Genomic DNA, 25,932 nt, shown 5'->3' with positions numbered 1-25,932 from the left:
CAAGAAAAAGAGCGGCGCAATGCATGAGGTAAGCAAGATGAATTCAGGTGTTCTCCATTTAGGGAAACTGGTATCGGAAACCCGTAATCCCGCCACGATGGATTTGGACAAGCTCTCTACGCTGGAAATGATGCGGGCTTTTAATCAGGAAGATCAAAAGGTGCCGGAGGCTATCCGCCAGGTATTGCCGGCGATCGCCGACGCGGTCGATTTGGCGACGGCGGCGCTGCAAGCCGGAGGACGGCTGATTTATCTCGGAGCGGGAACCAGCGGCCGCTTGGGGGTGCTGGATGCGGCGGAGTGCCCGCCGACTTTTGGGGTGCCGCACGGGCTGGTGATCGGCCTGATAGCCGGCGGTCCGGGGGCGTTGCTTAACGCGGTGGAAGGGGCGGAGGACGATCCGGCGCTGGGCGAGGCCGACCTTGTCGCGCTCAATCTCACGGCGGATGATATGGTGATCGGCCTGGCGGCGTCCGGCAGAACGCCCTATGTTATCGGCGCCTTGCGCTATGCCCGCCGTCTGCGCTGTCGTACCGCGGCCATCTCCTGCAATCCGCACTCTCCGATAGCGCGGGAAGCCCAGGTGGCCATTTCGCCGGTTGTCGGCCCGGAGGCCTTGACGGGATCGACCCGGCTGAAATCGGGAACGGCGCAAAAGCTGGTGCTGAATATGATTTCCACCGGCGTCATGGTTAAGCTGGGCAAGGTGTACCAGAATCTGATGGTGGATGTGAAAGCCACCAACGTCAAATTGCTGGATCGCGCCTGCCGGATAGTCATCGAAGCCACGGGCGCGGATGCGGAGACGGCGCGGCAGGCGTTGGCGCAGACGGGGAATGAGGTGAAACCTGCTATTCTGATGATTCTGAGCGGAGTGAGCGCGCAAGACGCACGGCAGAAGCTGATACGCCATAATGGCTATCTGCGCGAGGCGCTGATTGCCTGATGCGATAAAACATCGTCTTTTATTTTTGTTAACGGATTGCCAAGGAGTGACGTTTTGAGTGATAAGCCAGACCTGCGCATCGTGTTTTTTGATTTGGACGGCACGCTGCATCAACAGGATATGTTCGGTAGTTTTTTGCGTTTTTTGCTCAAGAGGTTGCCGCTAAATCTGCTGCTGGTGCTCCCGCTATTGCCGGTTATCGGCGCCGGTTTGCTGGTGCGCGGCCGCGCCGCCCGCTGGCCGATGAGCTGGCTGTTATGGGCGATTACTTTTGGCCGCCGCGAAGATAATCTGCTGCGCCTGGAACAGCTGTTCGTCAGTCACTTCCGCCGTCAGGTGACGCCTTTCCCGCAGGTGCAGCAGCGGCTGAAAGAATATTTACAGGATACCCAGACGCAGGTCTGGCTGGTAACCGGTTCGCCGCAGCGGCTGGTGGAGCAGGTCTACCATGATGCGCCTTTTTTGCCCGGCGTCCGGCTGATGGGGAGCCAGATTACCCGGCGCTGCGGCGGCTGGGTATTGACGCTGCGCTGTCTGGGGCAGGAAAAAGTCATTCAGATGGAACGGCGTCTGGGCGCGCCGCTGAAGCTCTATAGCGGCTACAGCGACAGTAAACAGGATAACCCGCTGCTCTATTTTTGCGAGCATCGCTGGCGGGTGACGCCCAACGGCAGTTTGCAGCAGTTGGAGTAATTCCTCTCCGGCGTTGTCCGTGTATAATGCCCGCCGCCAAAAGTGACAGCTGAAAATAGCGTAAGAGGATATCGTGAGCCGCGTACTGGATGATGAATATTGGATGCGCCATGCGCTGGCGCTGGCCCGGCGCGCTCAGGATGAAGGCGAGGTGCCGGTCGGCGCGGTGCTGGTGCTGGATAACCAGGTGGTGGGCGAGGGCTGGAATCGCCCGATCGGGCATCATGATCCCACCGCCCATGCCGAGATCATGGCGCTGCGGCAGGGCGGGGCGGCGTTACAGAACTACCGCCTGCTGCATACCACCCTGTATGTGACGCTGGAGCCTTGCATTATGTGCGCCGGGGCGATGATCCACAGCCGCATCGGCCGGCTGGTATACGGCGCGGCGGATGAAAAAACCGGCGCCGCGGGGTCGCTGGTGGATATTCTGCGCCATCCCGGCATGAATCATCAGATAGCCGTCGATTCCGGTATCCTGGCCGCCGAATGTTCCGCCACGCTGAGCGATTTTTTCCGCCGGCGCCGCGAGCAGCATAAAGCGCGGCGGGACGCGGAAAAAAAGGCCTCGAATTAAGCGCGGCTCTGGCTTATTCCGGCACTTTATCCGGCGCGACGGCCGGATAAGCCTGCGCCGACAACAGCCGCAGTTTTGCCCTGGCCTCTTTCTCCAGCAAATACCCTTCAAGACTCACCATATAACGACGAATATTTTCCACGTAGCTGTAGGCTTGCTGTCCGCGCGCGTAGCCGTAAGTCGTCTGCGTGTAGTAGCGCTTCTGACTGAGCATCGGCAGGCGTATTTTCACATCGACCCAGCTATCCGGATTGCCTTGCTGTTTGGCTGTCAGTTTGCGGGCGTCCAGCAAATGGGCGTACCCCATATTGTAGGCCGCCAGCGCGAACCAGATCTTTTCATCGTCGGGAATGGTGTCGGGCATTTTTTGCATCATATGCGACATATATTGCGCGCCGCCGCGAATGCTCTGTTCCGGGTCGAGACGGTCGGTCACGTTCAGACTTTCCGCCGTATTGCGGGTGAGCATCATCAGCCCGCGAACGCCGGTCGGCGAGGTGGCCAGCGGATTCCAGTGCGACTCCTGATAGGAGATGGCGGCCAGCAGTTTCCAGTCGATCTCCGTCGCGTATTTTTCAAACAGCGGCTGGAAATCGGGCAGGGTTTCATCAATGGCGCTGAGGAAGGTGGTGGTGTCGACGTAATCGAACTCGCCCACGTGGCCCAGGTATTTTTCCTCCAGCCGGGCGAGGGTGCCGTCTTCAACGATGCGGCTGAAAAAATCCAGCAACGCCGCCGCCAGGCTGTCGTCATTCGAGCGCCGCATATACCAGGTGACCGGCTCTTCATCGCTGAGATCGAACGCCACGGCGAGCTGTGGATGGATGCGCTGCATTAAACCGATGGTGACGGAATCTCCCAGCGTATAGTCGAGCTTTCCGTCAACCACCTCTTTCAGCAGCTCCTGAGTGGTCAGCTCGGAAGCCGACTCCCAGTTTAGCTGCGGATACTTGTCGTTTTTCAGATCGCGCAGCGTGGCGATGTGCGCGGATCCGGAGGTTACGGCCAGGCGGCCGGTTAATTTTTCCAGCGTTTTGGGACGGGCGTTCCCCAGGCGATACACCAGCTGTTGCGAGACCGAATAATAGGTCGGTCCGGCGCGGTAACGCCCCAGGCGCTCATGATTGTAGATCAGCCCGGCGGCCAGTATATCCGCATCGTCGTCATCCAGGTCGTCAAAAAGATCGTCAAGATTTTTACGCGACGAAACCACCAGCTTGACGCCGAGATAGTCGGCGAAACGCTTCGCCAGTTCATAATCGAGACCTGCCGCGGCGCCTTTACTGAGATAGTAAGTCAGCGGCGAGTCGATGGTGCTGATCCGCAACTCGCCGCGCGAGAGGATCTGTCTGAGCTGATCGTCCTGACTACTGCGCCAGGGGATATTGGGCCATAAGGCCAGCGCCAGCAGCAGCGTGATAACCCCGATGAAAAAATAGTTTAATTTTAAACGCTTCAAATAGTCGTCTCTCTGCGGCCTGCCAGCCTCTTAGTCTGTAGCCACCGTTCCCGGCGATTTTTTATGGCGGGCTATCCTGCCCGCCACCCTTAAAGGGCCGCCGCAAGCGGCGTTTAAAATCGTTCCCGACGATTTTTTACTCGTCTCATCCATGAGACTCGCCCAGAGGGCCGTCGCAAGCGACGTTGAAAATCGTTCCCGACGATTTTTTATACGAAAGTCCCAGAGTCGGGGCATTTTGCGTAACAAAGCGCCGGCGTGCAACTTTTATTGATTTGGTTAATGATTAACCTATGCCGCCATGCGATGTGCAACAATAACCGCGCAAACGGTTTCGTCCGCGGGAAGGATTCACTATAATGGCGCGCGTTTCCCCCCTGTAGCGCCCAATGACTGCACGCCGGTCAGTGCATCGAAGACGAGAGAACTTTAGATTATGGAAATACTGCGTGGTTCACCTGCTTTGTCGGCTTTTCGTATTAATAAACTGCTTGTCCGCTGCAAAGAGCACCTTTTGCCGATCAGCGATATTTATGCCGAATACGTGCATTTCGCCGATGTCAGCGCGCCGCTGAACAACGATGAACAGGCCAAACTGACGCGTTTGCTGAAATATGGTCCGTCTCTCGCCGAACACGAACCGCAGGGCCGTCTGCTGCTGGTGACTCCTCGTCCCGGCACCATTTCGCCGTGGTCTTCCAAAGCCACCGATATTGCGCATAACTGCGGGCTGAATAAGGTTTTGCGTCTGGAGCGCGGTCTGGCCTTCTACATTCATGCGCCGACGCTGAACGATGAACAGTGGCGGCAACTGGGGGCGTTGCTGCACGATCGCATGATGGAAAGCGTTTTCGATGAGATGCGGCAGGCTGAAAAACTTTTCTCTCATCACCAGCCCGCGCCGTTAAAACGCGTCGAGATCCTGTTACAGGGCCGTCAGGCGCTGGAAGAAGCGAACGTCCGCCTGGGGCTGGCGCTGGCGGAAGATGAGATCGATTACCTGCTGGATGCGTTTACCAGGCTGGGCCGCAACCCGACGGATATCGAGCTGTATATGTTCGCCCAGGCGAACTCCGAGCATTGCCGGCATAAAATTTTCAACGCCGACTGGGTGATCGACGGCGAGGCACAGCCGAAATCGCTGTTCAAGATGATTAAAAACACCTTTAGCCACACGCCGCAGCACGTGTTATCCGCCTATAAGGATAACGCGGCGGTGATGGAAGGCTCCGCCGTCGGGCGTTTCTACGCCGATGCCCAGGGCAATTATGATTACCATCAGGAAGAGGCGCATATCCTGATGAAAGTGGAAACCCACAACCACCCGACGGCGATTTCACCCTGGCCGGGGGCGGCAACCGGTTCCGGCGGCGAAATTCGCGATGAAGGCGCAACCGGACGCGGTTCCAAACCCAAGGCGGGCCTGGTCGGATTCTCGGTATCGAACCTGCGCATCCCCGGTTTTGAACAGCCGTGGGAAGAGGACTTCGGCAAACCCGATCGCATCGTCAGCGCGCTGGATATCATGACCGACGGCCCGCTGGGCGGCGCGGCGTTTAACAATGAATTCGGCCGTCCCGCGCTGACCGGCTATTTCCGCACCTATGAAGAGCGGGTGGACAGCCATAACGGCACCGAACTGCGCGGTTACCACAAGCCCATCATGCTGGCCGGCGGTCTTGGCAATATCCGCGCCGACCATGTGCAAAAAGGCGAAATCAGCGTCGGCGCCAAGCTGATCGTGCTGGGCGGTCCGTCGATGAATATCGGCCTGGGGGGCGGGGCGGCGTCGTCAATGGCCTCCGGCCAGTCCGACGCCGACCTGGATTTCGCCTCGGTGCAGCGCGATAACCCGGAAATGGAGCGCCGCTGCCAGGAAGTGATCGACCGCTGCTGGCAGTTGGGCGAGGAGAATCCGATCCTGTTTATTCATGACGTGGGCGCGGGCGGCCTATCCAACGCCATGCCGGAACTGGTCAGCGACGGCGGCCGCGGCGGGCGTTTTGAACTGCGCGATATTCTGAACGACGAACCGGGCATGAGCCCGCTGGAAGTGTGGTGCAATGAGTCGCAGGAGCGTTATGTGCTGGCCGTCGCGCCGGAGCAACTAGCGCGGTTTGACGAAATCTGCCGCCGCGAGCGCGCGCCTTACGCGGTGATCGGCGAGGCGACGGAAGAACTGCATCTGACGCTGAACGACCGTCACTTCAACAATCAGCCGATCGATCTGCCGCTGGACGTATTACTGGGTAAAACGCCGAAAATGCTGCGCGACGTCGAGCGCAGGCAGGCGGCGGGCACGCCGTTACAGCGGGACGGCATTTATCTGGCGGAAGCGGTGGAGCGCGTGCTGCACTTGCCGGTGGTGGCGGAAAAAACCTTTCTGATTACCATTGGCGACCGCTCGGTCACCGGCATGGTGGCGCGCGACCAGATGGTCGGCCCGTGGCAGGTGCCGGTGGCGGACTGCGCGGTCACCACCGCCAGCCTGGACGGCTACTACGGCGAAGCCATGTCTATCGGCGAACGCGCGCCGGTGGCGCTGCTGGATTTCGCCGCCTCCGCCCGCCTGGCGGTGGGCGAGGCGTTGACCAATATCGCCGCGACCCATATCGGCCCGTTGACCCGGGTTAAACTATCCGCCAACTGGATGGCGGCGGCCGGTCATCCGGGCGAAGACGCCGGGCTTTACGATGCGGTAAAAGCCATCGGCGAAGAGCTCTGCCCGGCGCTGGGGCTGACCATTCCGGTGGGCAAAGACTCCATGTCGATGAAAACCCGCTGGCAGGAAGGGGAGGAAGAACGCGCCATCACCTCGCCGCTGTCGCTGGTGATTTCCGCTTTTGCTAGGGTGGAGGATGTTCGCGGCACGGTGACGCCGCAGTTGCGCGCCGAGCAGGATAACGCGCTATTGCTGATCGACCTGGGCGCCGGGCATCAGGCGCTGGGCGCCACCGCGCTGGCGCAGGTTTACCGCCAGTTGGGGAGCGATACCGCGGACGTGCGCAATGCGCATCAACTGGCCGCTTTCTTTAACGCCATACAACAGCTGGTGGCGGAAAAAGCCCTGCTGGCCTATCACGATCGCTCCGACGGCGGACTGCTGGTAACGCTGGCGGAGATGGCGTTTGCCGGCCACTGCGGCGTGAACGTCGATATCGCCGCGCAGGGAGGCGATGCGCTGGCGACGCTGTTCAACGAGGAACTGGGGGCGGTTATTCAGGTTGCCGCTTCCCGTCAGGCCGAAGTGGAAAGCGTGTTTGCCCGCCATGGTCTGGCGGACTGCGTTCACTATCTTGGCCGCGCCGAAGAGGGCGGCCGTTTTATCATTACCCGCGGCGACGAGGTGGTTTACCATGAGAGCCGGACCACGCTGCGTCGCTGGTGGGCTGAAACCACCTGGCAAATGCAGCGTCTGCGCGATAACCCGCAGTGCGCCGATCAGGAGCATATCGCCAAGCAGGATGACAACGATCCGGGCCTGAACGTGGCGCTGACGTTTGATCCGCAGGAAGATATCGCCGCGCCCTATATTGCCCGGCAGGCCCGTCCGAAAGTGGCGGTGCTGCGCGAGCAGGGGGTTAACTCCCATATCGAAATGGCGGCGGCCTTCCACCGCGCCGGTTTTGACGCCGTCGACATCCATATGAGCGACCTGCTGGCGGGACGCCGGGATCTGCAGGATTTTCAGGCGCTGGTGGCCTGCGGCGGCTTCTCCTACGGCGATGTGCTGGGCGCCGGCGAGGGCTGGGCGAAATCCATTCTGTTCAACGCCAAGGTGCGCGATGAGTTTGCCGCGTTCTTCCAGCGCCCGCTGACGCTGGCGCTTGGGGTGTGCAACGGCTGTCAGATGATGTCGAATCTGCGCGAGCTGATTCCGGGCGCCGATCTGTGGCCGCGTTTTGTGCGCAATAAATCGGACCGTTTTGAGGCCCGCTTTAGTCTGGTTGAAGTGGAGAAGAGCCCATCGTTGTTTATGAACGACATGGCGGGCTCGCGGATGCCCATCGCGGTTTCCCATGGCGAAGGTCAGGTTGAAGTGCGCGATGCGGCGCATCTGGCGGCGCTTGAGCAGCATAATCTGGTGGCGTTGCGCTATGTGAATCACTACGGCCAGGCGACGGAGAATTACCCGGCTAACCCCAATGGTTCGCCCAACGGCATTACCGCCGTGACCAGCGCCAGCGGTCGGGCCACGGTGATGATGCCGCATCCCGAGCGCGTATTCCGCAGCGTCAGCAACTCCTGGCACCCGGAAGAGTGGGGTGAAGACGGCCCGTGGCTGCGTATGTTCCGCAATGCGCGCCGGCAGTTGGGGTAATCACGCTTAGCACACGCAAGGGACTTTCGGTCCCTTGCGTGGATGACAAACAGTGCAATAACCCCTGTGTCGCGTTTTTGCGACAAAGGCAAATTTAACCGTCTCTGATTGGCGACATTTAACTGATTGATTTATATGATGTGCATCACATAACCGGAAAAACGTCTGTTTTTGACGACATAAAGCGGGTTTTCGCGCCGTTATCGGCGGCCGGAAGAGCGATTGGCTAAGGTGTTGTTAAAAAAACTGAATATAAATCATTGTGTTAAATTGGTTATTGAATATTGGCATGATAAGTGCATAATAATCACCGTTGCTCATTCAACTGGTTATGATTGCGCTGCTGATTGCAGATAAATTCGCTCATAACATCCGGAATGACGCCAAAAGAAAGGGTGCCTATCGTCCACCAGATCGATAACAGTACGCGTAAGCTGACTTTATCAAACATCGGGCGACACGTTGAGTGAGGCACCGCCTATTCAGTTACGCGGCCGGAAGACGTTATTTTTCCGGCCGCGTAATGCAAGTCCAGTCCGCTTTCCTCTCCCGTTGATGATCACCCTTGTTCACCTTGTCGTTGCTACGCAACGTTTAAAAACGTTTCTGACGTTTTTGGCGGATTCAGTTAGCATCAGAGCGAACCGATAGGTAATGAGATGATTTCCTTGAAACGATGGCGTTTATTTCCGCGTTCCCTGCGACAGTTAGTAATCATGGCTTTTCTGCTGGTGCTGCTGCCTTTATTGGTGCTGGCTTATCAGGCGTATCAAAGCCTGAACACCCTCAGCGAACAGGCGGCGGAGATTAACCGCACCACGCTGACCGATGCCCGGCGCAGCGAGGCGATGACCAGCGTCGCCCTGGCCATGGAGCGCAGCTACCGCCAATACTGCGTGCTGGATGACCAGACGCTGGCGACGCTCTACCAAAATCAGCGCAATCAGTATTCCCAGATGCTGGATTCCCACGCCTCCGTTCTGCCGGAGCCGCGTTATTATCAAACCCTGCGCCAGTATTTAACCCAGCTTGCGCAGTTAAGCTGCCACAACAGCGGACCCGGCCGCGAAGCCTCCGAACTGCTGGAAAACTTCTCCCGCGCCAACGGACAGATGGTCCAGATAACCCGGGAAGTGGTGTTTTCCCGCGGTCAGCAACTGCAACAGGCGATAGCCGAGCGCGGCCGGTTTTTTGGCTGGCAGTCACTGCTGCTGTTTCTGGTCAGCCTGTTGCTGGTGGTGCTGTTTACCCGGATGATCATCGGCCCGGTAAATGGGGTGGAGCGGATGATCAATCGTCTGGGAGAAGGGCGATCTTTGGGCAATACCAGCACCTTTAAGGGGCCGCGTGAAATTCGTTCCCTGGCGCAGCGCATTATCTGGCTGAGCGAGCGGCTTTCCTGGCTGGAATCACAGCGGCATGAATTTCTCCGGCATATTTCCCATGAGCTGAAAACGCCCCTGGCGAGCCTGCGCGAAGGCACCGAACTGCTGGCGGATGAAGTGGCCGGCCCGCTGACGGCGGATCAGAAAGAAGTGGTATCCATTCTGGACGACAGCAGCCGGCATCTGCTGCAGCTGATAGACCAACTGCTGGACTATAATCGTAAACTGGCGGATGCGCCGACGGAGCTGGAGCGGGTCGAAATCGAGGAAATCGTCGATATCGTGGTGTCGTCCCACAGCCTGCCCGCCCGGACGAAAATGATGCATACCGCTATTGAACTGGCGGCGGAGCGCTGTTGGGCGGAAACCACGCTGTTGATGCGCGTCATCGATAATCTCTATTCCAATGCGGTGCACTATGGTGAGGAATCCGGTAACATTTGGATCCGCAGCCGTCTTACCGGCAATCGGGTGCAGATTGACGTCGCCAATAGCGGTACGCCGATTCCGGATGCGGAGCATGGTATGATTTTCGAGCCTTTTTATCAGGGCAGCCATCAGCGCAAAGGCGCGGTAAAAGGCAGCGGACTGGGGCTGAGTATCGCCCGGGATTGTATTCGCCGTATGCGCGGCGAGCTAAGCCTGATAACCGTTGACTATGCCGATGTCTGTTTTCGTATTGAATTGCCATTAACTTCTGAGAATGAATAGATAATGAATGAATGGTTCGCCCGTCCTTTCCCGCGGCGCATCCTGCCCGCCGTATTGGATGTATCCGTTAGCCGTGTGTTAAAGGCCGTGGTGATGTTATTGCCGGTAGCCGTATTGGCCGGATGCATCAGTAATGTGAGCAGCTACGTATCGTCGCAGGATACGGAAAATTCACCCCCGAAAGAGCAGGTAACCGACTATCGTATTGCGCAGTGCGGGTATCTCTGGCGGGTGGATGACCGCGAAGCGATGAATAATGCGCTTTACTGGCTGCGGGCGATGGATTGCGCCGGACGCCTGCCCCAATACCAGGCGCGCGAAGAAGCGCAGCGGCTGGAGACAGACAGCTGGGATAACGCCTTCAAGCGGGGTATTTTGCTGGATAATGCCGGCATCACGCAGGCGGAAAGACGCCAGATGCTGGAGCAAATCAATGTACATCGTCTCGCCTTTCCCGCCGCATTACGCCCGTTGATACAGACCTGGCGCGACAGGCAAACGCTGTTTCTGGCGTTATCCGATGAGCGCCTGCGCTATAAGCGGTTGCAGGAATCCAGCGATAAACAGCTGGACACCCTGCGCATCCAGCAAAACCATCTGCAATATCAGCTTGAGACAACCCGGAAAAAACTGGAAAACCTGACGGACATTGAACGTCAGCTTTCGTCGCGTAAACAGCTCTCGGGCGAACTGCCCGAGAGCGACGCCGATCGCCGCAACCCGGCGGCGGAGCGTGACGGCGCGCGGGGCGAATCGGGTTCGGACGCGGTAAAAGCGGACGACACCTACGCGCCGCCCGCCGAATCGGATGCGGATAAATCGACGACCGAGGAGCCGAAAAACCAATGACAGCCCGGAGAGCGGCAAATTTGCTGCTGGTGGACGACGATCCCAGTCTGCTAAAGCTGTTGGGGATGCGTCTGACCAGCGAAGGTTTCAGCGTGACGACGGCGGAAAGCGGTCAGGAAGCCCTGCGTCTGCTGACCAGAGAGCACTTCGATCTGGTGATTAGCGATCTGCGCATGGATGAAATGGACGGTATGGCGCTTTTTTCGGAAATCCAGCGCTATCAGCCCGGCATGCCGGTCATTATTCTTACCGCGCACGGCTCTATTCCCGACGCGGTGGCGGCGACCCAGCAGGGGGTATTCAGTTTCCTGACCAAACCGGTCGATCGCGATGCGTTGTACAAAGCGATCGACGAGGCGATGGCCTTGTCCGCTCCGGCCGGCGATGAACGCTGGCGTGAAGCCATCGTTACCCGCAGTCCGTTGATGCTGCGCCTGCTGGAGCAGGCCAGGATGGTCGCCCAGTCGGACGTCAGCGTGTTGATTCACGGTCAGAGCGGTACGGGAAAAGAGGTGTTGGCCCAGGCGATTCATGCCGCCAGCCCGCGGGCGAAAAAAGCCTTTATCGCCATCAACTGCGGCGCGTTGCCTGAGCCTTTACTGGAGTCCGAACTGTTCGGCCATGCGAGAGGGGCTTTTACCGGCGCGGTCAGCAGCCGGGAAGGGCTGTTTCAGGCGGCGGAAGGCGGTACGCTGTTTTTGGATGAAATCGGCGATATGCCGCTGTCGTTGCAGGTCAAGCTGTTGCGGGTGTTGCAGGAGCGCAAGGTGCGTCCGCTGGGCAGCAATCGCGATCTGGATATCGATGTGCGGATCATTTCCGCCACCCATCGTGATTTACCCAAGGCGATGGAAAAAGGCGAGTTCCGCGAAGATCTTTATTATCGCCTGAACGTGGTGAATATGAAGCTGCCCGCGCTGCACGAGCGGGCGGAAGATATTCCGCTATTGGCGACCCATCTGCTGCGCGAGTCGGCCGCAAGACATAAGCCTTTTGTGCGCGCTTTCTCGACGGACGCCATGAAACGGTTGATGACGGCAAGCTGGCCGGGTAACGTACGGCAACTGGTTAACGTGATTGAACAGTGCGTGGCGCTGACCAGCGCGCCGGTTATCAGCGAGGCGCTGGTTGAGCAGGCGCTGGAAGGTGAAAACACCGCGCTGCCGACGTTCGTCGAGGCGCGGCATCAGTTCGAACTGAACTACCTGCGCAAACTGTTGCAGATTGCCAAAGGCAACGTCACGCAGGCCGCACGTATGGCGGGGCGTAACCGGACTGAGTTTTATAAGCTGTTGGGGCGTCATGAATTGGACGCCAACGATTTTAAAGAATAGGGTTAATGGATTGTAAATTTGGCTCCGGCAATCTTTTTGTTCGCTGATGCCCGGCTTTGGCCGCAACAACATAGGTAAAGGTTCTTTGATGAAAAAAATTGATGCGATTATCAAGCCGTTCAAACTGGACGATGTGCGTGAAGCGTTAGCTGAGGTGGGTATCACCGGGATGACGGTAACGGAAGTGAAAGGGTTCGGCCGGCAGAAAGGCCACACTGAGCTTTATCGCGGCGCCGAGTATATGGTCGATTTTTTGCCCAAGGTAAAAGTCGAGATCGTGGTGGCGGATGATATCGTCGATACCTGCGTGGAAACCATTATGCGGACCGCCCAGACCGGTAAAATCGGCGACGGTAAAATCTTTGTCTTTGACGTGGCCCGCGTGGTGCGTATCCGCACCGGCGAAGAAGACGAAGAGGCCATCTGACGTTATTCTCGCCGGTCGTCCCCGCGAATACTATCACCGTCATCCCCGCGTCCGTAGGCGGGGATCCGCCTACGATTTATGACCGTCGCCCAGTTTATCCGCCAGCGTTTTTAATTCCGGCGTCTGGCGAATGGCATCCGCGACGATCCCCGACATGGCAATGGCCCCTTTTTTCTGAAAGTGGGTGGTATCCGGTTTGCTCAGGCTGCCGCTCTGATTGCGGTAGAAGGGATAGCGCGCGGGATCGACCGCCATCCAGTATTGCTTCCAGTGATTGCGATTGCCCTTGTTGGCCAGCTCGATGGTGGCGGACTCGATATCCAGCACAATCACCTTATCGGCCGCGGCCGTTTCTTTGATTGTCCGGCTGTAGTCGCCGACGAACGCGTAGCCACCCTGCGCGTTCTGCGTGGTAAAGTGGCCCTGTACCGCGGGAGTGCCGTCTTTGCCGTCGGCGGTGCGGACGCGGGTGGTCGGCGTCAGCAATACCGGGATTAACTGATGCTGGCGGGCAAGATTCACGTAGCGCTCCAGCGATGTCTGGAACGACATGTCGGATTTACCCGGCGGGGATTGGCGTTCACCCGCGGCGTTATTGGGGTAGGTACACAGATTGGCGACGTCGGCGGCGCCCCGCACCGGTCTGGCGCTGTTACAGTTCTGATCGTTGTGTCCCATCTGAATAAAGAGAAAGTCTCCCGCTTTCATCAACGGCTGCATCTGGCGAAACCAGCCGGCATAGAAATAGTCCCGCGAACCGCGGCCGGCGCGCGCGCCGTTAACGACTTTCACTCCGCCGCCTTTACGGAACTGCTGTTCGAAAACCTGTCCCCAGCCCATGCGCGGCAGGCGCGCCTTTTCGTAGCTGGCGGCGGTGGAGTCCCCCACCAGGAAAATCCGCGTCCGGGCTTTTTGCGTCGCCTCCAGATTCTGGCGGGCAAAGCGATAGTCCAGCGGCTCATACCCGCCCTGACCGCTCAGTCCGACAATCGGACGAAACCCGCTGTCGGTCAGCACCGTATGCCCTGAGTAGCCGGTATCGTTGTCATAGCTACGGTTATGGTTAATCACCTGAATAATATTGTTGACGGCATCCTGCTGCGCGGCGGGATAGGTCAGGGGATCGAAATGCGCCGGCGCGGCGATGCCCGCCTGTTTCAGCGCCGAATTAAAGCCGGCATGAAACGCGGCGTAGGCCTTTTTCCAGGCGACGGCGTTAAGCCTGGGCGACGCGGGGTCGTCCCCCAGCTGTTGCGGGCCGATATAGCCGGCGGCGACGGCGACGTCGGAAACGATACGGTCGGTCAGCGGGTTGATATTGACGATATTATCGTCGCCGGATTGAAGAGTCGGGGCCAGGGCGTTGAGGCAAATGGCGCGGGGAATATTGCTGAGCTGGCAGTTGGTGCCGCCGGACTCGATGGCCAACAGGCGCAGCGGCGACGATAATCCTGCAACGTCAATATGGTATTTCCCGGCGTCGTCGGTGCGGGTTTGCCGGCGCTGGCCCTGCTGATCCCGAATAATAATGGTGGCGGGCAGGTGGATTTCGCGGTGCGTCACGCTGCCCGTCAGGGTGGTGTTTTCCCCCAGTTTGATGGCGGGCATGATTTCGATGGCGCGTGGTGGCGTGGCGTTATGCGCGGCGGCGGATGATTTGGCATGGGACGGCGCCCAGGGGGCGGAAAACAGCAGAGCGGAAGTCATAATAGCGAAAGTCATACCACCGGAAAAACGTTTTAACATGATTAGCCCTATTCCTTGTTGCGATACTCGAAAAAATATTTCTTTGCTGCTGCCACTGGTTGTCGGATGAAGTTGGCGCTTCCTTTTATGGGGGCAAGTTTGTAGCAAGAATAAAGGGGGGTATTATGCACCTAATTTTGGCAAGCGGGATGGCTAAAATGGATTATGTCCACATGAAGAAAAAACAGCATGGAGATGAAGAAAATTCCGTTTCCCGCCAGAAGGATTAAATCGCTGCAGCCCTTGCGCCGCCTGCAGCTAATCGTTTGCGTAAAAACCTCTGTCAAAGCCTATCTTCAAATGGGAGAAACGGTTTACACTATAGGCCAGTACCCAAAAGGGTGATCGTTTTCCAGTATATTGTAAGTTAGCTGAGTCAGGAGATGCGGATGTTAAAGCGTGAAATGAACATTGCCGATTATGATGCCGAACTGTGGCAAGCAATGGAGCAGGAAGTGGTGCGTCAGGAAGAGCATATCGAACTGATTGCGTCGGAAAACTATACCAGCCCACGCGTCATGCAGGCTCAGGGTTCTCAGCTGACCAATAAATATGCCGAAGGCTATCCCGGCAAGCGCTATTACGGCGGTTGCGAATATGTGGACGTGGTTGAGCAACTGGCTATCGATCGCGCCAAGGCGCTGTTCGGCGCCGATTACGCCAACGTACAGCCGCACTCCGGCTCGCAGGCCAACTTTGCCGTCTACACCGCGCTGTTGCAGCCGGGCGATACCATATTGGGCATGAATCTGGCGCACGGCGGCCACCTGACTCACGGTTCCCCGGTCAACCTGTCCGGTAAACTTTACAACGTCATTCCTTACGGTATCGATGAAAGCGGCAAGATCGATTACGACGAGATGGCGGAACTGGCGCGCACCCATAAGCCGAAAATGATCGTCGGCGGTTTCTCCGCCTATTCCGGCATTGTCGACTGGGCGAAAATGCGTGAAATCGCCGACAGCATCGGCGCGTATCTGTTCGTCGATATGGCGCACGTCGCCGGTCTGGTGGCGGCGGACGTTTACCCGACGCCGATTCCGCACGCGCACATCGTCACCACCACCACCCATAAAACGCTGGCCGGCCCCCGCGGCGGTCTGATCCTGGCGAAAGGCGGCGACGAAGATCTGTATAAGAAGCTGAACTCCGCGGTATTCCCCGGCGGCCAGGGCGGCCCGCTGATGCACGTTATCGCCGGTAAAGCGGTGGCGCTGAAAGAAGCGATGGAGCCTGAATTCAAGGTTTATCAACAGCAGGTGGCCAAAAACGCCAAAGCCATGGTCGAGGTGTTTCTGGCGCGCGGCTATAACGTGGTTTCCGGCGGCACCAGCAACCACCTGCTGCTGCTGGATCTGGTCAGCAAGGATATCACCGGTAAAGATGCCGATGCCGCGCTGGGTCGCGCCAATATCACCGTGAATAAAAACAGCGTGCCGAACGATCCCAAGAGTCCGTTCGTCACTTCCGGCGTGCGCATCGGTACGCCGGCGGCGACGCGTCGCGGATTTAAGGAAGCGGAAGTGCGCGAACTGGCGGGCTGGATCTGCGACGTGCTGGACAATATCAACGACGAAGCCACCATCGAGCGCACCAAGCAGAAAGTGCTGGATATCTGCGCCCGTTTCCCGGTTTACGCCTGATAGCAACGCCATCGCCCCGGATATTGCTTCCGGGGCCGTAGGTCAAGACGCCAGCCTTTGCGCCGGCGTTTTTTTTAATCTTTAGCTCGATCCCCGCTTAGCGCCTTTTATGGTGAATAACGCATTGCGCCGGCGTCCGCTCTCTGACAGAGTAGCCAACCAATGAGGGGGAGTCATGGTTCTGCATTCAACGCGTTGGCTGGCGCTAAGCTATTTCACTTACTTTTTTTGTTATGGCATTTTCCTGCCGTTCTGGGGCGGGTGGTTAAAAGGCGAGGGGCTTTCCGCCGAATCCATCGGCGTGCTGCTGGGGGCCGGTTTGGTCGCCCGTTGCGTCGGCAGTCTGGTGATTACGCCCAGCGTGAAAGATCCGTCGAAACTGATACTGGCTTTGCGGATGCTGGGGTTGCTGACGCTGGGGCTATCCGTCGGCTTCTGGTTAGGCAATGCCTGGCTATGGCTGCTGTTGGTGATGATCGGCTTTAACCTGTTTTTTGCCCCGCTGGTGCCGCTGACGGATGCGCTGGCCGCCATCTGGCAACGGCAGATCGTCATGGATTATGGCAAGGTGCGGGTCTGGGGATCGATTGCTTTTGTCATCGGTTCCGCCGTTACCGGCGAGCTGGTGTCCGTCTGGGGGCATCCGGCGATTCTGGCGGTCCTGAGCGCCGGGATGGTGGCCATGTTTCTTGGCATGTTGTTTCGCCCCAGCGTGATGCCGGAAGCGGCCGCATCTGCAACGCAATCGGCGATCGTCACGCCCTGGAAAGTCCTGTTTCGCGAACCTCCGGTATGGCGTTTCTTGCTGTGCGTGTCCCTATTGCAAGGGGCGCATGCGGCATACTATGGTTTCAGCGTGATTTACTGGCAGGATGCCGGTTATTCCGCATCGATTATTGGCTATCTGTGGTCGTTGGGCGTGGTGGCGGAAATTGTCATTTTCACCTTTAGCCAGCGCCTGTTCCGGCGCTGGAGCGCCAGAGATTTATTACTGCTCTCCGCGGCGTGCGGCGTGGTGCGCTGGGGGATGATGGGGGCGACGGTGGCGCTGCCGTGGCTGATTGTGATACAGATATTGCACTGCGGCACCTTTACCGTGTGCCATCTGGCGGCGATGCGCTTTATCGCCGCGCGCAGCGGCGGCGACGTATTACGGTTGCAGGCGGTCTATTCAGCGCTGGGAATGGGCGGGAGCATCGCGCTGATGACCGTGGTTTCCGGCTTCCTGTTCGAGCATTCGCCGAACGGAACCTTTTGGGTGATGGCGCTGCTGGCGGTTCCGGCGCTGTTTGTGCGTCCTTCCGTCAGCGGGCGGGCAACCAGAGAGGCATGAGGAGTAGATGTTGTTGCATAACCTGTTAATGCGCTGGCGCCTAAGCCTGTTGACGGCCGTTATGGTTCTCGGCGGCCCGCCGGCGTTGGCCCATCCGCATAGCTTTATCGAGATGCAAACCACGGTTGAGAGTCAAAACGAACGAATTACCGGCCTGCGGATGCGCTGGACCATGGATCCCATTACCTCGGCGGACCTGCTTTACGATGCGGGCAATGCGGCGAAAGACTCGGCAGTGTGGAAAAAACTGGCGGCGGAGGTGATGGCCAACGTGCTGGGACAGCACTACTTCACCGAAATCTACCGCGCTAACCAGTCGGTGAAATATGCGCCGATGCCGAGCGAATACCACCTTTCCCGCCAGGGCAATCAGGCGGTGCTGGAGTTCGTCCTGCCGCTGGCGCATCCCCAGCCGCTGGCGGGGAAACCGCTGTTGATTGCCACCTACGATCCCACCTATTTCGTCGATATGTCTTACCCGGATGAAAGCGCCGTCAGGCTGGCGCCCGCGCTGGCCTCCCGCTGCAAAACCACGCTGGTGACGCCGACGCCCAGCGCGGATTTACAGTCCTACGCGCTCTCTCTGGATAAAAATGACTCGCCGGGAGAAGATATGGAACTCGGTAAGCAATTTGCCCAGCAGGTGACGTTACAATGTCAGTAAATGTGAGTGAGCCGCCGCAGCGGCGTCGATCCCTGTTAAAGCTGTGGCCGCTGTGGCTGTTTTTCCTGCTGCTCGCGCTGGCGCTGCGCGAGGTGATTGGCTACTGGCCGCAAATCGTGCTGCAAAGCGCGGTGTGGCAAAAATCGCTGCACCAGCAGATGTCGCAACTCTTGCAGATGGTGGCAGACCGGCCGCATCAGGCGGGGATCGGCCTGATGGCGTTCAGCCTGGCGTACGGCGTGCTGCACGCCGTCGGACCAGGACACGGCAAGGTGGTCATCATGACCTATCTGGCGACCCATCCCTCCAAACTGAAAAGCAGCCTGCGCCTGACCTTCGCCGCTTCGCTGGTGCAAGGACTCATGGCGGTGCTGCTGGTCTCCGTGGTGTTGGGAATATTGCAGCTTTCAAGCCGCACGCTGCACAGCAGCAGTTTCTGGCTGGAGAAAGGGAGCTTTATCCTGGTGGCCGGGCTGGGCGCGCTGCTCTGCTTTCGGGCGGCCAGGCGGTTGTATTTCACGCTGTTCCGCCGGCCTAAACCGGCGACCATTCTGCGCCTGACCCCGCTTGACCCGGCGGACGATCGCCGCATTCGTCCTTTGGGCGCGGTATCTGCGCCCGATCATCAACACCATGCCGATTGCGGATGCGGGCACCGGCATCTTCCCAGCAATGAGGAACTCAGCCGGGACGGCCACTGGCGCACCCGGCTGATGATCGTACTGGCGATGGGCATGCGGCCCTGCTCCGGGGCGATACTGGTATTGCTGTTTTCCAAGGTGATTGGCGTATTCCTCTGGGGGATCGCCGCGGCGCTGGTGATGGCGCTGGGAACGGCGCTGACCATTTCCGCGCTGGCGATGCTGGTCTTTTATTGTCGCCGGCTGGTGGAACGCCTGGGCGGCAACGGAACGTCGTCCGTCTGGCAGCGCGCCGCCTGGTCGCTATTGTCGTTGGCGGGCGGGGTTATTCTGCTGGGCAGCGGCGTTTTGCTCTATCTGAGCGCGCAGCCGGCGATGATGGGCGGGCTCCGCCCCTTTGCCGGATGATGTTATCTATTGTTAACAATTATATAAAAACGCATTGCCTGTTTTAACATCAGCATTATATTATCCCGCTTCGTCGATAATGATTATCATTTGTAGTCTTGGCCGGAGAAGGGAATAAATGAAAAAGTGGCTGTGCTCGCTGGTCGCCATATTGAGCTTAGGCGCCGTTTTTGCGGTTAGCGCCGCGCCGATCGTGATTGAAGACGTCAGCGGCAGAAAGGTTGAAATTAAATCCACGGTTCAACGGATTATTTTAGGCGAGGGGCGGCAAATTTACCTGCTGGCCGCCTTTGATACCGAAGCGCCGTTCCAGCGCGTGGTGGGCTGGCGCGACGATTTGCCGAAAGCGGATTATGACGGCTATCTGGCCTATGAAAATAAATACCCGGCGATTAAAAAACTGCCCACCTTCGGCGGAGCGAAAGACGGCACCTTTAACGTCGAGCAGGCGCTGACGTTAAAGCCCGATCTGGTGCTGATGAACCTGGAGTCGAAGGCCGCGACGGACGAAGGGAAGCTGATTGATAAACTCGCTTCGCTGGGCATCCCGGTGGTGTTTATCGATTTCCGCGAAAAGCCGTTTGAGAATGCCGAAAAAAGTATTCATATCATGGGGCAACTGCTGGGCAAACCGCAGCGCGCCGAGGAGATTATCCAGTTCCGCCGTCAGCAGATTGATATCGTTACCGAGCGGCTGAAAAATTATCAGGGTCCGCGTCCGAAGGTGATGATCGATCGCGCGGGGGGCTATGAAGACGAATGCTGCATGTCGTTCGGCAACGAAAACTTTGGCCGCATGGTGGAGGTGGCCGGCGGCGAGAACATCGCCAAGAACCTGATCCCCGGTACCTTTGGGTCGCTCAATCCGGAGCAGATTATCAGCGCGCGGCCGGATGTGGTGATTGTGACCGGCGCGAACTGGAAAAACTACAATACGGCGAACGGCTGGGTAGGCGTCGGCCCCGGCGCCGATCGCCAGGCTGCGCTGCAACGTCTGCAAAAGCTGATGGAACGCGCTGCATTTAAAACGCTGCCTGTGGCGACCAACGGAAATGCGCATGCCATCTGGCATCAGTTCTACGATAGCCCGTATCAGTTCGTCGCCATTCAGGCCATCGCCAAATGGCTGCATCCGGAGCTGTTTAAAGATATCGATCCGGACGCCACCTTCCGCACCTTCCATGAGAAGTTTCTGCCGCTGCCGTATCAGCCCGGTTACTGGGTGACGCTGCCGGCAAAATCCTGATTGACGAAAAGCGCGCCGACGGCGGTTTGCCGTCAGCGCCTGCCTGACTAACTGCTCGGTTCGCTGACCAACCCGTCGATAATCACCTGCGGAATGCCTTGCGAACAGCGTTCGATTCGCCCTTTCACGCCATAGACCGCGGCCAGGCTTTCCGGGCTGATCACCTCGGCGGGGGCGCCATTGGCAATCAGGTTGCCGTTTTGCAGCATCAGTACGTGATCGCCGTGACGCAGGGCGATATTGATATCGTGCACCACCACCACGGTGATAATGCCCCGTTTACGCGTTTCCCGGCGCACCAGATCCATCACGTGGAACTGATAGTTCAGATCCAGCGCGCTGAGGGGTTCATCCAGCAGCAGCAGCGAGGGTTGGCGAATTAACGACTGCGCCAGCCCGACCAGCTGCTTTTGCCCGCCGGAAAGCTGGTCGAGGTAGCTTAACGCCAGATGCTCGATGCCCAGCTGCTTCAGCAGCGCCATCACTTCGGACTGACTGTTGGCGCCGTGCAGGCCGCCGGAGGCGCGCTGGGCGACGATAATGGATTCCAGCACGTGCAGGTGTACGCCGGCCGGCAGGGACTGCGGCAGGTAAACCACTTTTTCCGCCCGCTTGGCGAACGACAGCTGCATCAGGTTGCTCTCGTCCAGCCACAGTTCGCCCTCGCAGGCTCCCAGCCCGGCCATGGCGCGCAGCAGCGTGGATTTACCGCTGCCGTTCGGCCCGAGCAGCACGGTGATTTTTCCGCGCGACAGCAAGGGGACGGACAGATCGTCAATCACCTGGCGTTTAGGGTAGCCCGCCCGAAAATGCGCGATGCGTAATCCCGAAGATATCGGCTGGCTCATACGTTCCCCCTGTGGCGCAGAATAATGCTCAGGAAGAAAGGCACGCCGACCAGCGAGGTAACGATCCCGACGGGAATAATCACGCCGGGGATCAGATTCTTCGAGGCCACGGAAGCCAGTGAAAGCACCAGTGCGCCGATAAGCGCGCTGGCGGGGAGGTAGAAGCGGTGATCCTCGCCGAATATCATGCGGGCGATGTGAGGCGCCACCAGGCCGATAAAACCGATCGGACCGACGAAGGCCACCGAGATGGCCGACAGAATGCTGATGCGCAGCAGGGTCGCCAGACGCAGACGCCGCACGTTAATCCCGAAGCTGACGGCGCGATCTTCCCCCAGCCGCAATGCGGTGAGTTTCCAGGCGCTCATCAGCGACAGCGGCATCACGGCCAGCAGCACCAGCAGCAAAATCCCCAGCTTTTCCCAGGATGCTCGCGCCAGACTGCCCATGGTCCAGAACACCAGCCCTTGCAGCGTGTCTTCATTGGCGATGAATTGCAGCATGGAAACCAGCGCGTTAAAGGTAAACACCAGCGCAATGCCGAACAGCACCACGCCGGAGGTGGCCACCTGGGTCCAGCGCGTGATGCCGTCCAGCAGCAGCACGGCCAGCAGGGCGAAGAAAAAGGCGTTGGCGGAAATAAACCACTGCGCCGGTATGCCGGGAATCCCGATCCCCAGCACGATGGCGAGCGCCGCGCCGAACGCCGCGGCGGACGACACGCCCAGCGTAAAGGGGCTGGCCAGCGGGTTATTGAGGATGGTTTGCATCTCCGCGCCCGCCAGACCGAGCGACAGCCCGACGATAATCGCCATCAGGGCATAAGGCAGGCGAATCTCCCAGACGATCACCCGGGTGCCGGCGTCGGCCAGTTCAGGGTGGGTCAGCGTTTGCCATAACACGTCCAGCGTCAGCCCCGCGGGGCCCATGGTGAAATCCAGCAGCAGCGAGCCGACGATCGCCGCAACCAGCAGCGCGATGGCGCTCATCCGGCGGCGCACAATATGCTGATAGCGATGCGCGACATCATTTTCGGAACTCTGGTTTCCTAAAATAGACTTTCCCGCTACGTCGGACGCGCCGGTAATTTTGGGATCGGTTGTTACGCTCATAAAGGGTTACTTAGCCGGTTTCCAGAAAAAGATAAACTCGCTTTCGGGCAGGCCGGTGAAATTACGCACAACGTAGCGGTAGTTTTCATCCGGATCCAGCGTAGAAAACCTCTGCGGATAGATGGCTTTTGCCAGGTATTCCATGCCGATGATATTGAACGGATTGTTATAAAACTGATGGTAGATGCCGTAGGTCTTTTTTTGCTGCACGGCCGGAATCTGGCTGACCCCGGTACGGTTTAACAATATAGTTGCCTGCGCATCAATGCTTTTCTCATCGGCGCCCAGGCCGAACGGCAGCGGATTCACGCCGCTGGCGTTGGCTTTACCCCGCTTGGCGCCGGTCATGATGTAGGCGTCCGGTTTCATGCTGATGAGTTTTTCCAATGAAACGTAGCCGTTGGCCCCCGGCAGTAATTCAGAGCCGATATTACGCGCCCCGACGGCTTCCACCAGTCCGCCCCAGCCGTTGTGGGCATGGCTAAAGCAGCAGGAATCCGAGCGCCCGGCCCAGGCTTCGACAAACACGTTTGCCTTGGTCGGCAGCGAAGCGGTCTGTTTCTGGATATCGGCAAGGTGCTGGCGATAAAAGTCGGTATAGGCTTTGGCGTTCTCTTCCTTGTTCAACACTTTACCCAGCAGGTCGATGCTGGGGGCGGTATTCCGCACCGGGTTGACCTCATAGTCGACGAACACCAGCGGGATATTCAGCGCTTTCAGCTTATTGATAATGCCATTGTCCGCTAACGTCGGTTTGGCGCGCAGCTGCGCGATTACCAGATCCGGCCGTTTCGACAGCACGCTCTCCAGTTCAATTTCGCCCTTGTCGCCAAAGCCCATATCCAGGATTTCGGCGGCCTGCGGCCATTTTTTCGTCATCAGCGCCCAGGTGGCGGCATCCGATCTTTTCGGCAGGTTATTCCAGGCGACCAGGCGTTGAAACGGATTCTCCCTGTCGAGCAGGGCCAGAGCCATGATGTCGCGGCCGTCCTGCAGCACGATGCGCTGCGGTTCCTGTTTGATTTCGATTTCCTGCCCGTCGATATCCGTAACGGTGAGCGGATATTGCGTGGCGTGGCCGGCAAAGGGAGCGGTTAGCGATGCGGTCAGCAAAAGACCAAATAGCGTTTTCTTGAGCATTGTCCTGATCCTGGTATTTTCCATTTTTGAAGAAAAATGATTCTAATAACTATTATCGTATAGTCATAGAATTACTCTGCGGATGGAAGCGCGCAACGGGCTGGAATAATTAAAAAAAGCATGCCAGCACTGGGCTGGCATGGCGTTGTTACAAATTGTTGCGAAGGGTATCAGCGTTTTAACGCATCGCTAAGGCTATCGCGGGTCGTCGCCAGAATGGATTTCACCACGCGCGGATTACCCGCAATCAGGTTGCCGGAAGCAAGATAGTTGTGCCCGCCGACGAAGTCGGTGACGATGCCGCCCGCTTCGCGCACCAGCAGTTCGCCGCCGGCGAAGTCCCATGGTTTCAGGCCGATCTCAAAAAAGCCGTCAACGCGGCCGGCGGCGACGTAGGCCAGATCCAGCGCGGCGGAACCGGTGCGGCGGAAATCCGCGCATTGGGTAAACAGCGCTTCGAGGATGTTGATATAGCTTTTGGCGTGCTGTTTGGCTTTGAACGGGAAACCGGTCGCCAGCACCGTGCCGTCCAGATCGCGGGCATTGCTGGTACGCAGCCGGTAACCGTTCAACTGCGCGCCCTGGCCGCGGGTGGCGGTAAACAGTTCGTTGCGCATGGGATCGTAAACTACGGCGACTTCGGTGCGGCCTTTGATGCGCACCGCGATGGAGACCGCGAAGTGCGGCAGGCGTTTGATAAAGTTGGTGGTGCCATCCAGCGGATCGATAACCCATTGCACCCCCTGATCTTCCCCCGTCAGCTCGCCGCACTCTTCACCGATGATGGTGTGTTGCGGGTAAGACTTGCGGATCACTTCAACGATCAGACGCTCGGCATCCCGGTCAACGTTGGTGACAAAATCATTATTGCCTTTTTGACTGGCTTCTACGGCGTCGGGAGTTTCGTAATTTTTAGCAATTAAATTACCGCCTTTACGCGCAGCGCGTATAGCGATGTTGAGCATCGGGTGCATGGTATCGTCCACTGGAATGTTAAAGAACAGAAAGCGGGGCGCATTATAGCAGGGGAAAAGGAAAATATCTAAGATTGTGTTAGAATGCTGCGATTTCCTCCTCGCATTACAGAGTCCGCATGTTACACAATATTCGCATTGTTCTGGTTGAAACGTCCCACACCGGCAATATGGGGTCGGTCGCCAGAGCGATGAAAACCATGGGGTTGAGTCAGCTCTATCTGGTTAATCCGCTGGTAAAACCCGACTCGCAGGCGATTGCCCTAGCCGCCGGCGCCAGCGATGTAATTGGCAACGCCGTGCTGGCAGACAGTCTGGATCAGGCCCTTGAGGGCTGCGGTCTGGTGGTGGGAACCAGCGCGCGTTCACGCACCTTGCCCTGGCCGATGCTGGAGCCGCGGGAGTGCGGGGTGCGCAGCGCCCGGGAAGCGGAGCACGCGCCGGTCGCTCTGGTGTTCGGCCGGGAACGCGTCGGCCTGACCAACGATGAGCTGCAGAAGTGCCACTACCATGTTGCTATTCCGGCGAACCCGGAGTATAGCTCATTGAATCTGGCGATGGCGGTGCAGATCCTGGCCTATGAAGTTCGCGTCGCCCATTTGGACCGTTTGCAGGCGGGCCGGGAAGAGCACGGCGAAACGCCTTACCCGCTGGCGGACGACCTGGAACGTTTTTATCAGCACCTTGAACAGACGCTGCTGCAAACGGGCTTTATCCGGCAGGCGCATCAAGGGCAGGTGATGAATAAGCTACGCCGGCTGTTTACCCGCGCCCGGCCGGAGAGTCAGGAGCTGAATATTCTGCGCGGCATACTGAGTTCGGTGCAGAAAAATAACCACGAATAATACTTGAGTAATTTACTAGGTTAAATAGTTGACTAGAACAGTCGGGAATGTCAGACTCAGGCTACGTTCAGCCAATACATGTTCCAATAATACATGTTTTATTTACAGGTACCACTATCATGAGACTGACATCTAAAGGCCGTTATGCCGTTACCGCCATGCTCGATGTGGCTCTGCACTCCAAGGAAGGCCCGGTTCCGCTTGCCGATATCTCGGAGCGTCAGGGGATTTCGCTCTCCTACCTGGAACAGCTGTTCTCACGCCTGCGTAAAAATGAGCTGGTTGCCAGCGTTCGCGGTCCGGGAGGCGGTTATCTGCTGGGTAAACACGCCAAAGATATCGCCGTGGGCGCGGTGATCTCCGCCGTAGACGAATCCGTGGACGCGACGCGCTGCCAGGGTCGCGAAACCTGCCAGGGCGGCGAGCGTTGCCTGACGCACACGCTGTGGCGCGATCTGAGCGACCGCATCACCGACTTTTTGAACAATATCACCTTGGATGAGCTGGTGAATAATAAAGAAGTGCTGGACGTTGCGGAGCGTCAGGAAGGCGATACGCGCCGCGCCGCCAACGGACGCGTACAGGACACCATTAACGTCAACGTCAATTTGCGCGCCTGATATTTTTAAC

Annotated in this window: 22 protein-coding genes; 15 read left to right on the top strand and 7 right to left on the bottom strand. The window is 58.2% G+C overall.

Translation table 11 applies throughout. The features are described from left to right. Positions 1-37 precede the first annotated feature (37 nt). The 3 genes from murQ (at position 38) to tadA (ending at position 2,216) form a co-directional block, all read left to right on the top strand. Entirely contained in the window at positions 38-946 is a 909-nt protein-coding gene (gene murQ / locus MFP24_RS20755; RefSeq protein WP_249232161.1) for an N-acetylmuramic acid 6-phosphate etherase, read from the top strand. A gap of 54 nt (positions 947-1,000) precedes the next feature. After that, on the top strand, positions 1,001-1,639 hold the full coding sequence (gene yfhb / locus MFP24_RS20750) for a phosphatidylglycerophosphatase C (RefSeq protein WP_249232160.1): 639 nt from the start codon (positions 1,001-1,003) through the stop codon (positions 1,637-1,639). Between the two features lie 73 nt (positions 1,640-1,712). Further along, on the top strand, positions 1,713-2,216 hold the full coding sequence (gene tadA, locus MFP24_RS20745) for a tRNA adenosine(34) deaminase TadA (protein WP_318011351.1): 504 nt from the start codon (positions 1,713-1,715) through the stop codon (positions 2,214-2,216). Positions 2,217-2,229: 13 nt separating this feature from the next. Here tadA and mltF read toward each other — a convergent pair whose 3' ends face one another. After that, on the bottom strand, positions 2,230-3,675 hold the full coding sequence (gene mltF / locus MFP24_RS20740; RefSeq protein WP_249232159.1) for a membrane-bound lytic murein transglycosylase MltF: 1,446 nt from the start codon (positions 3,673-3,675) through the stop codon (positions 2,230-2,232). 436 nt (positions 3,676-4,111) lie between these two features. On the opposite strand from mltF, the gene purL reads away from it, so the two are divergent. Further along, positions 4,112-7,996, top strand: a complete 3,885-nt coding sequence (gene purL / locus MFP24_RS20735; RefSeq protein ID WP_249232158.1) for a phosphoribosylformylglycinamidine synthase — start codon at positions 4,112-4,114, stop codon at positions 7,994-7,996. Positions 7,997-8,303: 307 nt separating this feature from the next. Here the strand turns inward: purL and MFP24_RS20730 are convergent, their stop codons facing one another. Beyond that, entirely contained in the window at positions 8,304-8,447 is a 144-nt protein-coding gene (locus tag MFP24_RS20730; RefSeq protein ID WP_249232157.1) for a hypothetical protein, read from the bottom strand. 208 nt (positions 8,448-8,655) lie between these two features. On the opposite strand from MFP24_RS20730, the gene MFP24_RS20725 reads away from it, so the two are divergent. From MFP24_RS20725 to glnB, 4 genes are all read left to right on the top strand, one after another. Next, the gene (locus MFP24_RS20725; RefSeq protein WP_249232156.1) at positions 8,656-10,092 is read left to right on the top strand and encodes a sensor histidine kinase; all 1,437 of its coding nucleotides are present in this window, start codon (positions 8,656-8,658) and stop codon (positions 10,090-10,092) included. A gap of 3 nt (positions 10,093-10,095) precedes the next feature. Then, on the top strand, positions 10,096-10,941 hold the full coding sequence (qseG, locus tag MFP24_RS20720; protein WP_249232155.1) for a two-component system QseEF-associated lipoprotein QseG: 846 nt from the start codon (positions 10,096-10,098) through the stop codon (positions 10,939-10,941). Then, positions 10,938-12,275: a two-component system response regulator GlrR gene (gene glrR / locus MFP24_RS20715; protein ID WP_249232154.1), complete on the top strand. Its 1,338-nt coding sequence runs from the start codon at positions 10,938-10,940 to the stop codon at positions 12,273-12,275. The genes qseG and glrR overlap by 4 nt, the downstream gene beginning before the upstream one ends. Positions 12,276-12,363: 88 nt before the next feature. Then, positions 12,364-12,702, top strand: coding sequence for a nitrogen regulatory protein P-II (glnB, locus tag MFP24_RS20710; RefSeq protein WP_009111867.1), 339 nt, complete (start codon positions 12,364-12,366; stop codon positions 12,700-12,702). 69 nt (positions 12,703-12,771) lie between these two features. Here glnB and paeY read toward each other — a convergent pair whose 3' ends face one another. Further along, positions 12,772-14,448, bottom strand: a complete 1,677-nt coding sequence (paeY, locus tag MFP24_RS20705) for a pectin acetylesterase PaeY (RefSeq protein ID WP_249232153.1) — start codon at positions 14,446-14,448, stop codon at positions 12,772-12,774. Between the two features lie 389 nt (positions 14,449-14,837). On the opposite strand from paeY, the gene glyA reads away from it, so the two are divergent. The 5 genes from glyA to MFP24_RS20680 all read left to right on the top strand — a co-directional run bounded on the left by glyA (position 14,838) and on the right by MFP24_RS20680 (position 20,383). Continuing rightward, positions 14,838-16,091, top strand: a complete 1,254-nt coding sequence (glyA, locus tag MFP24_RS20700; RefSeq protein ID WP_249232152.1) for a serine hydroxymethyltransferase — start codon at positions 14,838-14,840, stop codon at positions 16,089-16,091. Positions 16,092-16,266: 175 nt separating this feature from the next. Beyond that, positions 16,267-17,424, top strand: a complete 1,158-nt coding sequence (locus MFP24_RS20695) for a 3-phenylpropionate MFS transporter (RefSeq protein WP_249232151.1) — start codon at positions 16,267-16,269, stop codon at positions 17,422-17,424. A 7-nt stretch (positions 17,425-17,431) separates the two neighbouring features. Beyond that, positions 17,432-18,088 (top strand): DUF1007 family protein, encoded by a 657-nt coding sequence (locus MFP24_RS20690; RefSeq protein WP_407062035.1) that lies wholly within the window; start codon positions 17,432-17,434, stop codon positions 18,086-18,088. Continuing rightward, positions 18,079-19,137: a nickel/cobalt transporter gene (locus MFP24_RS20685; RefSeq protein ID WP_249232150.1), complete on the top strand. Its 1,059-nt coding sequence runs from the start codon at positions 18,079-18,081 to the stop codon at positions 19,135-19,137. The genes MFP24_RS20690 and MFP24_RS20685 overlap by 10 nt, the downstream gene beginning before the upstream one ends. 118 nt (positions 19,138-19,255) lie before the next feature. Then, positions 19,256-20,383: an ABC transporter substrate-binding protein gene (locus MFP24_RS20680; protein ID WP_249232149.1), complete on the top strand. Its 1,128-nt coding sequence runs from the start codon at positions 19,256-19,258 to the stop codon at positions 20,381-20,383. A gap of 47 nt (positions 20,384-20,430) precedes the next feature. Here MFP24_RS20680 and MFP24_RS20675 read toward each other — a convergent pair whose 3' ends face one another. The 4 genes from MFP24_RS20675 to suhB form a co-directional block, all read right to left on the bottom strand. Then, the gene (locus tag MFP24_RS20675) at positions 20,431-21,231 is read right to left on the bottom strand and encodes an ABC transporter ATP-binding protein (RefSeq protein WP_249232148.1); all 801 of its coding nucleotides are present in this window, start codon (positions 21,229-21,231) and stop codon (positions 20,431-20,433) included. Beyond that, entirely contained in the window at positions 21,228-22,343 is a 1,116-nt protein-coding gene (locus MFP24_RS20670; protein ID WP_249232147.1) for a FecCD family ABC transporter permease, read from the bottom strand. The genes MFP24_RS20675 and MFP24_RS20670 overlap by 4 nt, the downstream gene beginning before the upstream one ends. A 6-nt stretch (positions 22,344-22,349) precedes the next feature. Next, positions 22,350-23,483 carry an ABC transporter substrate-binding protein gene (locus tag MFP24_RS20665; RefSeq protein WP_249232146.1) on the bottom strand — a complete coding sequence of 378 codons (1,134 nt, stop codon included), beginning with the start codon at positions 23,481-23,483 and terminating at the stop codon, positions 22,350-22,352. Between the two features lie 170 nt (positions 23,484-23,653). Further along, on the bottom strand, positions 23,654-24,457 hold the full coding sequence (gene suhB, locus MFP24_RS20660) for an inositol-1-monophosphatase (RefSeq protein WP_249232145.1): 804 nt from the start codon (positions 24,455-24,457) through the stop codon (positions 23,654-23,656). 119 nt (positions 24,458-24,576) lie between these two features. Here suhB and trmJ point away from each other — a divergent pair, with 119 nt between their 5' ends. Both trmJ and iscR read left to right on the top strand, forming a co-directional pair. Beyond that, complete coding sequence (gene trmJ / locus MFP24_RS20655) at positions 24,577-25,302, top strand: tRNA (cytosine(32)/uridine(32)-2'-O)-methyltransferase TrmJ (protein WP_249232144.1); 726 nt, start codon at positions 24,577-24,579, stop codon at positions 25,300-25,302. Positions 25,303-25,421: 119 nt separating this feature from the next. After that, positions 25,422-25,922, top strand: a complete 501-nt coding sequence (iscR, locus tag MFP24_RS20650; protein ID WP_249232143.1) for a Fe-S cluster assembly transcriptional regulator IscR — start codon at positions 25,422-25,424, stop codon at positions 25,920-25,922. The last annotated feature ends 10 nt before the right edge of the window (positions 25,923-25,932 follow it).

The organism is Brenneria tiliae (assembly GCF_023347575.1).
Lineage (GTDB): Bacteria > Pseudomonadota > Gammaproteobacteria > Enterobacterales > Enterobacteriaceae > Brenneria > Brenneria corticis.
This window is presented reverse-complemented; position numbering and strand designations above follow the sequence as displayed.

Excerpts from the sequence above, each read along its gene's own strand:
- murQ (WP_249232161.1), top strand. The coding sequence starts at position 38 with ATGAATTCAGGTGTTCTCCATTTAGGGAAACTGGTATCGGAAACCCGT.
- purL (WP_249232158.1), top strand. The coding sequence starts at position 4,112 with ATGGAAATACTGCGTGGTTCACCTGCTTTGTCGGCTTTTCGTATTAAT.
- MFP24_RS20730 (WP_249232157.1), bottom strand. The coding sequence starts at position 8,447 with ATGTTTGATAAAGTCAGCTTACGCGTACTGTTATCGATCTGGTGGACG.
- MFP24_RS20725 (WP_249232156.1), top strand. The coding sequence starts at position 8,656 with ATGATTTCCTTGAAACGATGGCGTTTATTTCCGCGTTCCCTGCGACAG.
- qseG (WP_249232155.1), top strand. The coding sequence starts at position 10,096 with ATGAATGAATGGTTCGCCCGTCCTTTCCCGCGGCGCATCCTGCCCGCC.
- glrR (WP_249232154.1), top strand. The coding sequence starts at position 10,938 with ATGACAGCCCGGAGAGCGGCAAATTTGCTGCTGGTGGACGACGATCCC.
- glnB (WP_009111867.1), top strand. The coding sequence starts at position 12,364 with ATGAAAAAAATTGATGCGATTATCAAGCCGTTCAAACTGGACGATGTG.
- paeY (WP_249232153.1), bottom strand. The coding sequence starts at position 14,448 with ATGTTAAAACGTTTTTCCGGTGGTATGACTTTCGCTATTATGACTTCC.
- glyA (WP_249232152.1), top strand. The coding sequence starts at position 14,838 with ATGTTAAAGCGTGAAATGAACATTGCCGATTATGATGCCGAACTGTGG.
- MFP24_RS20695 (WP_249232151.1), top strand. The coding sequence starts at position 16,267 with ATGGTTCTGCATTCAACGCGTTGGCTGGCGCTAAGCTATTTCACTTAC.
- MFP24_RS20690 (WP_407062035.1), top strand. The coding sequence starts at position 17,432 with ATGTTGTTGCATAACCTGTTAATGCGCTGGCGCCTAAGCCTGTTGACG.
- MFP24_RS20685 (WP_249232150.1), top strand. The coding sequence starts at position 18,079 with ATGTCAGTAAATGTGAGTGAGCCGCCGCAGCGGCGTCGATCCCTGTTA.
- MFP24_RS20680 (WP_249232149.1), top strand. The coding sequence starts at position 19,256 with ATGAAAAAGTGGCTGTGCTCGCTGGTCGCCATATTGAGCTTAGGCGCC.
- MFP24_RS20675 (WP_249232148.1), bottom strand. The coding sequence starts at position 21,231 with ATGAGCCAGCCGATATCTTCGGGATTACGCATCGCGCATTTTCGGGCG.
- MFP24_RS20670 (WP_249232147.1), bottom strand. The coding sequence starts at position 22,343 with ATGAGCGTAACAACCGATCCCAAAATTACCGGCGCGTCCGACGTAGCG.
- MFP24_RS20665 (WP_249232146.1), bottom strand. The coding sequence starts at position 23,483 with ATGCTCAAGAAAACGCTATTTGGTCTTTTGCTGACCGCATCGCTAACC.
- suhB (WP_249232145.1), bottom strand. The coding sequence starts at position 24,457 with ATGCACCCGATGCTCAACATCGCTATACGCGCTGCGCGTAAAGGCGGT.
- trmJ (WP_249232144.1), top strand. The coding sequence starts at position 24,577 with ATGTTACACAATATTCGCATTGTTCTGGTTGAAACGTCCCACACCGGC.
- iscR (WP_249232143.1), top strand. The coding sequence starts at position 25,422 with ATGAGACTGACATCTAAAGGCCGTTATGCCGTTACCGCCATGCTCGAT.